At 50.2% G+C, this 12,303-nt stretch carries 10 protein-coding genes; 6 read left to right on the top strand and 4 right to left on the bottom strand.

Annotated elements, in window-relative coordinates:
- Nucleotides 1–11: 11 nt before the first annotated feature.
- Nucleotides 12–224 carry an RNA chaperone Hfq gene (locus NDI44_RS11815; RefSeq protein ID WP_190414975.1) on the top strand — a complete coding sequence of 71 codons (213 nt, stop codon included), beginning with the start codon at nt 12–14 and terminating at the stop codon, nt 222–224.
- Between the two features lie 47 nt (nt 225–271).
- Here NDI44_RS11815 and NDI44_RS11810 read toward each other — a convergent pair whose 3' ends face one another.
- Nucleotides 272–2,614 carry a cation:proton antiporter gene (locus NDI44_RS11810; RefSeq protein WP_190414974.1) on the bottom strand — a complete coding sequence of 781 codons (2,343 nt, stop codon included), beginning with the start codon at nt 2,612–2,614 and terminating at the stop codon, nt 272–274.
- 227 nt (nt 2,615–2,841) lie between these two features.
- Between NDI44_RS11810 and NDI44_RS11805 the strand changes: the two genes are divergently transcribed.
- Together NDI44_RS11805 and NDI44_RS11800 are read left to right on the top strand one after the other, a co-directional pair.
- A complete protein-coding gene (locus tag NDI44_RS11805) occupies nt 2,842–3,780 on the top strand; it encodes a M23 family metallopeptidase (RefSeq protein WP_190414973.1) in 939 nt (312 codons plus the stop codon).
- 497 nt (nt 3,781–4,277) lie between these two features.
- Nucleotides 4,278–4,835: a late competence development ComFB family protein gene (locus NDI44_RS11800; RefSeq protein WP_190414972.1), complete on the top strand. Its 558-nt coding sequence runs from the start codon at nt 4,278–4,280 to the stop codon at nt 4,833–4,835.
- Nucleotides 4,836–4,909: 74 nt separating this feature from the next.
- On the opposite strand, the gene NDI44_RS11795 is transcribed toward NDI44_RS11800, so the two are convergent.
- Together NDI44_RS11795 and NDI44_RS11790 are read right to left on the bottom strand one after the other, a co-directional pair.
- Complete coding sequence (locus NDI44_RS11795) at nt 4,910–5,464, bottom strand: L,D-transpeptidase (protein WP_347275834.1); 555 nt, start codon at nt 5,462–5,464, stop codon at nt 4,910–4,912.
- Nucleotides 5,465–5,683: 219 nt separating this feature from the next.
- The gene (locus tag NDI44_RS11790; protein ID WP_190414970.1) at nt 5,684–7,645 is read right to left on the bottom strand and encodes a DUF1565 domain-containing protein; all 1,962 of its coding nucleotides are present in this window, start codon (nt 7,643–7,645) and stop codon (nt 5,684–5,686) included.
- 564 nt (nt 7,646–8,209) lie between these two features.
- Here NDI44_RS11790 and NDI44_RS11785 point away from each other — a divergent pair.
- The 3 genes from NDI44_RS11785 to NDI44_RS11775 all read left to right on the top strand — a co-directional run bounded on the left by NDI44_RS11785 (nt 8,210) and on the right by NDI44_RS11775 (nt 10,877).
- A complete protein-coding gene (locus NDI44_RS11785; RefSeq protein ID WP_190415043.1) occupies nt 8,210–9,319 on the top strand; it encodes a thiamine phosphate synthase in 1,110 nt (369 codons plus the stop codon).
- Complete coding sequence (thiS, locus tag NDI44_RS11780) at nt 9,312–9,533, top strand: sulfur carrier protein ThiS (protein WP_190414969.1); 222 nt, start codon at nt 9,312–9,314, stop codon at nt 9,531–9,533. Before NDI44_RS11785 ends, thiS begins: the two co-directional genes overlap by 8 nt.
- A gap of 339 nt (nt 9,534–9,872) precedes the next feature.
- Nucleotides 9,873–10,877 carry a DUF1517 domain-containing protein gene (locus NDI44_RS11775; RefSeq protein WP_190414968.1) on the top strand — a complete coding sequence of 335 codons (1,005 nt, stop codon included), beginning with the start codon at nt 9,873–9,875 and terminating at the stop codon, nt 10,875–10,877.
- 334 nt (nt 10,878–11,211) lie between these two features.
- On the opposite strand, the gene NDI44_RS11770 is transcribed toward NDI44_RS11775, so the two are convergent.
- Nucleotides 11,212–12,063 carry an ABC transporter permease gene (locus tag NDI44_RS11770; RefSeq protein ID WP_190414967.1) on the bottom strand — a complete coding sequence of 284 codons (852 nt, stop codon included), beginning with the start codon at nt 12,061–12,063 and terminating at the stop codon, nt 11,212–11,214.
- Nucleotides 12,064–12,303 lie beyond the last annotated feature (240 nt).

Raw genomic sequence — 12,303 nt, 5'->3', positions numbered from 1 at the left:
AATCTTGCATTATGACAACTGAACTGGAAACAGGCTTACCAAGCACTCGTCTCGTCCAAACATTTGTGAAAGAGGGACAAAGGGTTGAACTGAAACTCCTCACGAACGATGTACTCGTTGGTAAACTGCGTTGGCAAGATCAGAACTGTATTTGTCTACAAGATGAATCGAATCAGCAAACGCTGGTTTGGCGACACGCGATCGCTTATGTGCAGCCAAAGTAATTAGGAATCGGGAATCGGGAATCGGGAATCTGTTCCCCAATGACCGATTACCTTGATTCGCCTGTTCGCTGATTATCAGAGGGAAGATGCTCTTGTATCGCTTCGCTTACTGGCAAGTTGAGCGTAGGGACTGGGAAAACCGAAGGCTCAGATTCGGGTGCCAACAACTGTTGCACTTGATTGAGGGGAAAACTGCCGCCGCATAAGAGCAGCTGATCGCCCGCTTGCAGCTCGGTATCGCCCCCCGGAAAGCGGATGAACTTGCCATCTCGCCGAATTGCTTGCACTTGCACCCCGTACTGGCGGCGAATATGCAGCTCAGAGAGAGGCTTACCGGCAACAGGGCTGGACTCGGGAACCTGCAACCACTGACAGGGAGCGGTTTGGCTTGGGATTGCCACTTCACCGTTTGCCAGTTGATTAAAAGCAGCTTGTTCGTTGGATTCTCCCACCACCAAGAGGCGATCGCCCACTTCCAGAGAAGTTTGCTTGTCTGGATAGTCCACTTCTTCCCCACCAGTTCGCCGAATTGCCATCAAAGTGACACCCGTCAATCGGCGCATATCCGTCTCCTGTAGCGTCATCCCAATCAGGGGAGAGTTGGGCGGGAGGGAATACCACTTGCTATTCATTTCGGCAGTGGCAATTTGTAAGTCATGAGCAATCTCCGAAGGCGATCGCTCTGGACGCAATGCCAGGTAATGGCTATTGCGAATTTGCTGCATTTCCTTCTGGATCTGCCATGTCGGCAATCCACTACCGGCTAATAGATGCGCCGCCAGTTCTAAACTCGCTTCAAACTCCGGTTGCACCACCTCTCGCGCCCCCAACTGATAAAGCAGTTCGATATCGTTGTTGTGGTTAGCGCGAACGACAATATCCAGATCCGGAGCCAATTCTAAAGCGCGTTTGAGGCAAAGGCGGGTACTCATCGGATCGGGAAGCGCGATCGCCATCCCTTTCGCCTTATCTACCCCCGCAGCTTCCAGCACGTGCAAACTCACCGCATTGCCATAAACATAAGAAACTTCTGCTTCTCTTAACTGCTGAATCCGACTTTCCGACTGGTCAATCACCACCACTGGATAGTTATGCTCCTGCACCAGTTTGATCAGATTCCGTCCCACCCGTCCATAACCGCAGACCACCACATGATTTTGCAAAGGCGCATCTACCGCCACTTCCATCGGGTCATCCACCGGATCTAGATATGGCTTCAGCCAAGGCAACTCCAACAATTTTGGCACCAGCCGCATCACAAAAGGCGTCAGTACCAGCGTCACCGCAGTCGTGCCCAAAATCAGCAAGTAAACCCGCCGAGAAACCAGCCCCAAAGCTTGTCCTTCACTGGCTAGAACAAACGAAAATTCTCCAATTTGAGCTAACCCCAAACCAGCAATTACCGCAGTTTTCAGCGGATAGCCAAACGCTCTAACAATCGGCGTTACAATCAAAAACTTGCCGACAAAAACCAGTAAAACCAGCCCCAGAATTAACTCTAGGTTGTTCCACAGGAAAATCGGGTCGATGAGCATCCCAATCGCCGCAAAAAACAGTGCCGCAAACACATCCCGCAACGGCTCCACGTAAGTCAGGGTTTGGTCGGCGTATTCCACCTCCGAAATCATTAACCCGGCGACAAATGCCCCCATTTCAATCGAAAGACCCAATGCCTCCGTGAGCAACGCAATCCCCAAACACAGTGCCACCACGCCCAATAGAAACAACTCCCGGCTTTCCGTTCGAGCGAGTAGGCGCAGCAAGGGAGGAATCAGCCAGATGCCTGCTGCCACAGCCACAGCCGCAAATAACCCAATCTGTAACAGCGCTAAAGCCACAGCCTTGCCAATCGCTTCTGGCGGTTGATCCAGCGCTGGCAAGACAGCCAGCATCAACCCCAATGCCAAATCCTGTACCACCAAAATCCCCAGCATCACCTGAGCGTGAGGCGTCCCCGTCTCATTTCGCTCCATCAGACACTTAAAGACAATTGCGGTTGAAGACAAAGACAGAATTGCCCCCAGGAAGACACCCTTCGCTGGTAAGGTACCCCACGCTCCAGTGAGTCCACAGACTGCAACCGTGACTGCAATTGTCAGGGCAATCTGTAGTCCGCCTCCACCCAAGGCGATGCCTTTAACTTTTTTTAATTCCGCAAACGAAAACTCAACGCCCAAGGCGAACAACAAAAAGGCGACGCCAAATTGAGCCAGAGTTTCTATCTGAACCAATTCTTTAATCAGTCCCAACCCCGCAGGCCCAACGACGATTCCGCCGACGATATAACCCAGTAAGGCAGGTTGCCGCAGCAGCGCTGATACCACTCCACCAACGGCTGCTGCTGCCAAAACAGATACTAAGTCAACAATCAGTCTAAAGTCTTCTTGCACAAGTTTGTTTTATGAGAACAAGTATAAAGGTATATAAACTTAGAATACAGAGTTTTATGGACTGTGCTAACGCCATTGCCTCAGGTTTCTATTGGGCAACTGGGATCAATTGAGGGAAGGCGGTGGAAACAGTCCAGGCAAGGTGATAGTCTATCCGCTAGTAATCAAGGTCATAGACAAGGTCATAGACGCTTTGTCAATTACTGGCTCGGAGAAAATTGCCTGTGATGTCGCTTAAGACTCTGCTTCAATCTCGCCATGACCGACGGCTGGTTTCTACACTCTTGTCCAGTCAAAAGTCCAAAGCGAACCGTAAAAACAAAGAATTCTTTCTGTTGCCTTTTGCTTTTTTAGTTTCTACTGCTTTGCCAGTCAAAGCTTTGCAGGTACAGGTGGCACCCAACAATCCCCAGCTTGGGGATACGCTCTCGGTCATGATTCAGACGGATTCCTCTGGTTCGCAGAGTCCCACGGTTTCTTTCAAACAGAAGACTTACCGGGCGTTTTCCCTCGGTCAAAATCGCTTTCGAGTCTTGCTACCGACAACGCCTTTAGACAAGCCGGGAACGCTACAAATTCGGGTTGCTGGTGATGGGGAAGTCAAAAACCTGTCGTTGCCATTGCGATCGCGCAATTTCCCGGTGCAACGGATTACCCTACCCCCCGGAAAAGCCGGACAATCAGCAACCCAACTTGAACTCAACCGCGTGGCAGCTTTTAAAAATTTGGTGACGCCGCAAAAGTTCTGGAATGGTCCTTTTCTCAAGCCGAACCGAGGTAGCATCACCAGTATTTACGGGGTTCGCCGTTACTACAATGGCAAGTTTGCGAATGACTACTACCATCGCGGGGTTGACTACGCGGGTGGGTATGGTTCGCCGGTAACAGCACCAGCATCGGGAAGAGTGGCGCTGGTGGGACGGGTTGCTCAGGGTTTCCGAGTTCACGGAAATGTAATTGGGGTAGATCACGGTCAAGGCGTCACCAGTATTTTTATGCACTTGAGCCGGATTGATGTCAAGGAAGGGGATTTTGTAAAAGCGGGACAGGTGATTGGGGCAATTGGTTCAACGGGAGCTTCAACGGGTCCTCACTTACATTGGGGATTGTATGTCAATAGTCTTGCCGTAGACCCAGTACCTTGGAGAACTCAAGGAGTTGAATGAGGTTTTTTGAAGTTTTGATGAATTTTTTTAGGTTTTAATGTATTTGGTGTTGTATTGAGGAAAGATTGTGGCAGGGTTGCCTCTCCGAAACGAGATTGCGAAGCATTTTTCAATGTCTTCGACTATCCCACCGGGAGCTAGTGTAGGCTTTTCCGAAGCGAAAGCTTTGCGGACGGGGATTGTAGATAGTCATCTGAGAAGCGTAAATGTTGAATAGCCTTTGGGAAAAATCCCGAAAATTCCCACTGTCAAAGCAATATTGTTAGTTCGCTAACCGACTGATGTTAAGCCTGCGTAGTTTTGCGTATTTTGAGGCGCTGGTTATGCCAGGATAGATGAGTGGGCATGGGCGAAAAGACATCAACGCAGGTTTCGGCTTCGTTGAGGGCGTATCAACACTCGAAAACGGGCACGCACTTTTAGGGAAGCGGTAATCCCTGCCTCGCTTTCCTAGCCAACCAAAACAGTTTGGATGGGGTATCCAGCAGGATTTTTAGATGAGTATTGAAAAAATTGTTGAACAAGCCCTGCAGGATGGTTATCTGACGCCAGCGATGGAAGCAGAGGTGGGGCGCATCTGTGACACGGCTTCTGAGCTTTCGATTGAAGAATACATGGCTCTAGACCGTCTGATGGGCGCACTGTTAACTGGGGAAGTGGTTGCAGTTCCTCGAAAACAGTTCATCAATGTCATGGAAGAGTTGGTGCTGACGGAAGCGATCGCTAGAGTCGCAGAAATTGAGGCAACCAGCGATCGCGTTCTAGATGTCGGCGATATTGCCGCCTACGCGCTCAATCGCTTGCCTCCGCTGTATGCCACGACGGAGGAAGGTGCTAGCTATCAGCGAATGCGGGCAAAGGATGAACTTCAAGAGCTGATTACCCAGCAAGTGAGCGAAGCGATCGCCCGGAATCTGGATCGTCCCGAATTTTTCCCAGAACGGCAAGCGCTCAGCAAAGCGAACGACAGCGACGTGTTCAAGCAGGTGAGTTCCTTACTCCAAACCTACGCACCTAGCTTTGAACCTCAATCCAGTAACCATAGCAACGAATAATGGAAGAGTTATGAATGATGAATTTTGAGTTTTGAGTGATTAATTCAGAACTCAAAACTCAAAACTTTTCCCTCCTACCTGCGAACCAGTACGAGTGTCCCTTTCGCGACCTGCTGATAAAGCATCCGAATATCTTGATTTCGCATTCGCAAGCAGCCGTGGGAGACTGCTTGCCCGATCAGGTGTTCTTCGTTGGTGCCGTGAAACCCAATTTGATGACGCCCATCCGACCAAAAACCAATCCAGCGATCGCCTAAGGGATTATCATTCGCCCCAGATGGGATAACTTCACCCGTAATCGGTTGACGCCACGCCGGATTTTGGTTCATTTGCAAAACTTGAAACGAACCCGTGGGCGTTTCCCAACCTAACTGCCCCACCGCTACGGGGTAACTGGCTTGCAGCCGATCGTCACGGTAGACATAAACTAAGCGATCGCTCAAATCGACAACGAGATGCGATTGCCAAGCGGATGCCGCCTGAGCGGTTTCTAGCACTGAATATTCCCGATCGGTTGAGCGGCTATTTGAAGAGCGATTTTTACTCCACAAGTCTCCAAGCTGCCAACTTGCCAACTTGCCGACTTGGCGCTGACTCCGAATCGGGGAATCCAAGCTGACGGTCGTCACCCTTGAAAAACTTGTCCGCCTAGAAACTGAGAACAACACCACCGCTGTTCCAAAACAAATTAGCATCAAGCTTCGAGAGAGCGACTCATCTCTTGGCATAGCGGTATGAGCTAAGAATGATTACAGGTCAAAATAACCAACTGTAGAACATTGGGTCGTGGGTAATCATCCGGGGTCAATGACAACGGACAATTAACCATCAACCCCTGACAAACAATATTAATTCCTTGACTCAATCGTGGCTGCTAAACCTTTCGTGTTGAGCATTTGCTGCATTTCCAAAGCGCGATCGCGGGTGCTAAAAGCTCCCGCCTGCATCACCGTCCGACCGTTGGAGCGCGTGCGGAAGGCATCGGGTGCAAGCGATCGCACTAAAGCCTCTTGGCGCGAATTTTGAGCCTCCACCACAACCCGATAACGCAAACCTAGAGCCTGTTGACTACCGCCCGCTCGGCGGGGCACTCTCCCGCTAGCAGCCCGACTGTTGCCGATATTCCCCAAAGGAACATCAGGACTCGGCACTGGCAGCAAATCGGAGGAAGCTGAAGCTTGGAGAGGCTCCTGTGGTGCTACCCCGAAGTCCAGAGTCCGGGGGGCAGGCGACGGTTGAGACGGGGCGGATGACGGTAGCGCCGGTAATGTAGAAGCTGACGACGGTAGCGCTGGTAATGTGGTCGCTCTGGGCTTTGGGGAAGTCGGCAACGGCGACCGAGCAACCGGAGGCGGCGCGGGAATTTCTAGGGGTGCAGTCTGGGGCACAGGCGATATCGGCAAGGGAGACGCTGTCGCTCTGGGCTGCTGGGGCGGCACCACCGGAGGCACCATCGGAGGCTGCAATGTTGGTAATCCGTAAGCTGACGTTCTTGCTGGCTGAGAGGTTGGGGCAGGCGGTTGAACGGAAATTTTAATCCCGGTGCTGTCAGTGGGTACCGATTGTACTGGAGTTAAAATCTCTGAGTTCGGGCGGTTAGAGAGGAGTGGCAAAGATTGAGAACTTCCACCATTCCTCGCTACTGGCTGAATCGGTGCTAGGGCTTCCTGTGGCGGCAGGGAAGCGGTGGGAAGCGGCTTCAGAAGCCCGCTGGCAATGGGAGCCTCTACAAGCGGGGTGGGGGGGATTGCCATGCCCGTCAGGTCAATGCGTCCTGCCGTTTTGGCAGTAATCTCATTCCCATAGGCAGGAATCTCCTGGCTTGAAGCCTTGGTGTTAATGTCCAATAGACCATTGGCACGGAAAATATTGCCGCCCGGTTCGCCAGCAGTTCCTAAATCAGGACGGGCTTGGGAAACTGCCACTAACCCGTAACGAGCGTTATTTTCAATAATATTATTCCGGAGAACAGGTGTTGCCTTGGTTTCTACGACGACCCCATCTTTGTTGCCACTGATGCGATTGGCAATTAGCTGCGGGGCAGCATTATGACCGATACTAATGCCAAATCCCGTATTTTCAAACACGTTCTCCCGCACTTCCGGTCGGGAAGTCCCGTAAATCGTAATCCCATTGCCCCCGTTTTCATAGAAGTAGTTGTTGCGAATGGTGGGGGCACTATTGCCAGTGACGGCAACTCCATCGTGCTTACTTCCCGTAAAAGTGTTATCCGCCACCATCAGACTGGTGGATTCAATCCAAAGACCGTAACCTCGTGGATTCGGATTCGTCACAGTGACGCCCATCAGCCCTGCTTGATTTGCCCCAGCGATCGCGATATTTTGACCGCCAAAGAAACGACTGAGGAACTGACCGCCGCCGAGGATGACAATATTCTCCCCTTTGGTGCTGCGATCGCCCTGAATCGTTACACCGGCTTTGAGTCTTAAGGGAAAGGTTTCACCCGTTTCGGTGCTGTAGGTGCCGGGTGCCAGTACGATGGCGGTGTTCGGCTGAGCGACCTGCAAGGCATGAGTAATCGTTTGGAACGGTTCCTGCTCGTCTCCAGTGCCATTACTGTCATTTCCCGCAGCGGGGTTGACATACAACCGATTCATTTGTGACATCTGCGTCTGCCCATCCGGGGGAACCTGAGCCACCGTCGGCTGTGCCTTGATTACCGTAACGTCCAGCCACGGGATTGCGATCGCAGTCACTAATCCTAAGAATATGCGACAGGTACGAACAGACGGACGGCATTTTCTGACTAGGGCATTCAATTGACGATTGTGGGGGCATTTCAAACTCACGGCTCTACTCCTCTCAAGTTGGCACTGCAATATCGGTAAAGGCTGATGGAAGAAAGCACCTAGTTTTAGTCTATGCACCCCTATTTTGGGATAGAGGCTACCCGTTTGTTTACATTTCTTACATTTCTAAAAAGACCCCAACCGCTAACAGCTCATCAACCTGAGCATCCTCTTCAAAGCGAGGAATTCGATGGGCATTCCAAAAGAAAATTCTGTGGGGGCATTCTTTGAATGATAATACTGCTGTTAAACGTTCTTAAATAGGTAGGTACAAAAAACTAGAAACCCGTAGGCTAAAGAATTGGATAAGGACGCTACTTGCTCCTAACCCATAGACGAAATGTTACTGACTTAGTTCACATGACTTAGTTCACAATCCGCACGATATCAGCATTGTTCATTTTGCTCAACCTTGTTAATCCCCGCATTCTATTTTTTATTCAGTTGGATAAAATATATGGGGCAATTGAGAAAATTTGGTTGGTACGTGCTACCCTGTCACTTCACAGATTTCAGAAATTAGGAAACTAGACTGCTACGATGAAAAATAATGGAGTGGTTGCGATGGGCGAGAAACACAGCGTTCGAGAGCCAGTTGGGGACTTGCTCATACAAGCACAGCCAGCGGTTTGCCGCATTCTAGACGCCAATTTAGACCGAGCCAGAGAAGGCTTGCGGATTATCGAAGAATGGTGTCGGTTTGGCGTGAATAGCTCCCAATTAGTCAATGAATGCAAGCAAATGCGACAGGAGCTAGCCAAATGGCATGGCATGGAGCTTCGGGCTGCACGGGATACCCCAGGGGATGCGGGCACGGAGTTGACCCATCCTCAAGAACAACAGCGCTCTAGTATTCAGCAGCTGTTGCAAGCCAATTTTGCTCGCGTGGAAGAAGCCCTGCGGGTGCTGGAAGAATATAGCAAGCTTTACGACCCCGATCTAGGCTCGGCGGCGAAGCAATTGCGCTATCGGGTGTATACGCTGGAGAGCAATTTGCTGGCTTACCGACGACATCAGGTGCTGTTGCGATCGCATCTATACCTCGTTACTTCTGCCTCAGAACAGCTATTTTCCATCGTTGAAGCCGCCCTGCAAGGGGGACTGACTCTGGTACAGTATCGCGAAAAAATTGCCGACGATTCTGTGCGAGTCGCCCACGCTTCCAAACTCCGCCAGCTATGCCATCAATACGGTGCCCTGTTTATCATGAACGACCGGGTGGATCTGGCTTTGGCAGTGAATGCCGATGGCGTGCATCTGGGACAACAAGATATCTCCATCGCCCTCGCCCGACAGTTGCTAGGGCCACAACGCCTGGTTGGTCGCTCCACCACGAACCCGGAAGAAATGCAGCGAGCTATCCAGGAGGGTGCTGACTATATCGGAGTTGGCCCCGTTTATGAAACTCCAACCAAAGTAGATAAAGCTGCTGCTGGGCTAGACTATGTCCGCTATGCGGCTGAAAATGCCTCGATTCCCTGGTTTGCCATTGGGGGCATTGATGCGAATAACTTAAATGATGTGCTGGAGGCGGGAGCCGAACGAGTCGCAGCGGTTCGCGCCATCATGCAGGCAGATCAGCCGATGTTAATGACTCAGTATTTCCTCTCCCAGCTGAGTCGTCTGCAAACTCTCCGCTCTGTTGATGTTCGCGTTCCCCAATCTTATGTTTAGTCCGTCTGGTCAAATCACGCTACAAGTGAATGGGGAACCCCGCACCTGCCCGCCTGACACTAAATTGCCCCAGTTGTTAGAGCATCTGGGGTTAAATCCTCGCCTAGTGGCGGTTGAGTACAACGGTGAGATTCTCCATCGGCAGTTTTGGTCGCAAACGGAGATCAAAGAGGGGGACGCGATTGAAATCGTCACCATCGTCGGCGGCGGCTAATTGGAACCTCAGAGATGAAGATTGAACAAGGAATGGCTGAAGATAAATTCTCGGTTGTTTCTCGGAAAACAGCCACAAGATTTACTCCCCATACTGTACTTTTCATCTGTGGTTTCTAGTCCAGTTCCTGGGTAACGCACAGCGATTCGCGTTATCCCTCATCCGTCATCCTTTCGAGTACGGATTCCCCGTGAGGAAATCCGCCCCGCATTGATCCCGCGCCAGTCGGGTGGAGGCGATACATTAAAGATGTAGCTCGGATCGCTCGATAGTTAGGAAGATGCTAGGAGTTGCTGCCAGCCGCTACAGTTTTAATCAGATTGAATAGGCACAGTATGTATGCGTAATAAACTGCTTTCAGCAATTAAACCCCTTTTGAAATCTTTGTTCGTCTTTGGTCTGATCCTTACCCTGACGCTAGGTCATGCTGACGGAGCCTTAGCAGCTCGCTCAGGCGGTCGGATTGGAGGGGGTTCTTTTAGAGCGCCCAGCCGCAGCTATTCGCCTCCTAGCCGCACCTACGCGCCACCATCCGGCGGATACTATCCGGCTCCTTATCCTGGGGGTGGATTTGGGGGTGGATTTGGGTTCCCGTTGCTATTTCCCTTCTTTGGCATCGGGGGCGGATTTGGCGGTCTGTTTACAATTTTGATTTTCCTGGGAATCGCTAACTTCTTGGTTTCCAGCTTCCGCCGCGTTGGTGTTGGCGACGCGGGTGAAGCCGATTCGCTGGGCTACGGCAATCCCAAAGTTTCTGTGGCAGAGGTGCAAGTGGGTCTTTTGGCAGAAGCTCGCAGCTTGCAAGGAGAATTAGACGAGTTGGCGCGTACATCTGATATGAGTTCCGCCATCGGTCGTGCCCAAGTGCTTCAAGAAAGTACCCTAGCTTTGCTACGTCACCCGGAATACTGGGTGTATGGGGCAGCAGAATCTCAGCAAACAGCGTTACAAGCCGCAGAAGCCAAGTTTAATCAGCTAGCTCTGGGTGAACGCAGCAAAGTCACCGAAGAGACTCTCTCGAACGTCAATAATCAGCTCAAGGCAGCAACGCCCAAAGCATCTTTACCGGCGGGATCTGAGGAAGCTGGCAAGCTGGCAAATCAGATGATGGCAGAAGGCCCTAGTGAATACATTATTGTGACGATTTTGGTGGGTGCCGAAGGCAATCTGCAACTGCCGAAAATCAACAGCACTGACGATTTGCGTCAAGCCTTGCGTCAGATTGGTGGCATCGGGAGCGATCGCCTACTTGCAGTAGAAATTCTCTGGGCACCTCAGGCAGAAGGCGACACGCTTACCTCTGATGATTTGCTGGCTGAGTATCCCAATCTCAAACTTGTTTAACCCTCAACGGATACGGGCACTCTTGCTATGCGCCCCTATCTATTTCTCCTGAAAAGGAGGCTGGTAATCAGCCTCCTTTTTCAATTTTGACAGCGGCTCAATAGGAGCCATTTATAATTTACTGTTTTCCCTTGAGCTGGTATTATTAGTATTAATTAAATAATGAAAATCTGTGCATTTTTTTAAAGCAAATTAAATTCCCATTATGAAGAATTAAATTTAAGTTCATTGAATAATTTTACCAACAAATAGCTTAACTTATGACAATTTTTTGTTCATTGTTAAATTTTAAAATCCCGAAATAAGATGCAGTGACATCTCTACAAATTCAAAGCTATTTAAAGCGTTTTTGTTCGCTGCGGTAGCGGAGCAATTCAGCAACAAAAGCGACAAAACCTGACACAATCATCAGCATCACGCTGAGAGCGTTGATATCTGGTTTGACGCCAGTGCGGATGCGGCTAAAGATTTCTAGGGGTAATGTTGTGGCACCCGTACCGGCAGTGAAGCTAGCAATGAGAAAGTCGTCCATGCTGAGGACAAAAGCTAACAGGCAACCGGAAATAATTGCTGGCATTAATTCTGGAAGCAACACCTGGATAAAAGCTTGTACTGGCGTCGCTCCTAAATCGAGGGCAGCTTCTTCTAAATGGGGGTTTAAACCGCTAATTCGAGAAGAAACCACCAAGGCGACGTAGGCAAGACAAAAGACGACATGAGCTGCCACAATTGTCCACAAGCTCAACGGCATACCAATAACGGCTAAAAATACCAGAGTGGCAACAGCGATCGCAATATCGGGAATAATCAGCGGCAGGTAAGAAACGCCGCGATACAAGGTTTTCCCCGGAAAGGTATAACGGGCTAAACCAACTGCCATTATGGTGCCTAAGACGGCAGCGATCGCTACTGCACACAAAGCCACGGTTAAGCTATTTTGCAGCGCCGTCAGGACGCGGGTGTCCTGAAACAGCTTCAGATACCATTTGAAGGTGAATCCCTCCCAACCGGCGCTATAGGTAGATTCGTTAAAACTATAAAACGTCAGTACCAGAATGGGCAGGTACATATAAAAGAACATCAGCAGTGTGAAAATAACCTGCCAAGAAATACGAGGTTTATCCTGGGGCTTCAACATAATCTCTAAAGGGATTTCCTCCTGCTGATGGCTGACGGTGCCTGTCATTCAATTTCACCATTTGTCGGATTTGCGATGCTGAACAGAGCAGCCACTTCGCTACACGCTCTATGCCAACTTTCTTCACTTTACTGGATGCGATTGAATCTTTGGAAGAGTGCGATCGCCTCTCAAGTGTTATCGTCTCCGTAAAGTTTTGAATATTTGTATTATTTTATACTGCGTTTTCGTAGATTAGGGTTATACTTATAGAATGGGAATCTGTGCGTTCAGGTAAATTGATTTTTC

This window comes from Trichocoleus sp. DQ-A3 (assembly GCF_039961975.1).
Taxonomy (GTDB): Bacteria; Cyanobacteriota; Cyanobacteriia; order Cyanobacteriales; family FACHB-T130; genus FACHB-T130.
This window is presented reverse-complemented; position numbering and strand designations above follow the sequence as displayed.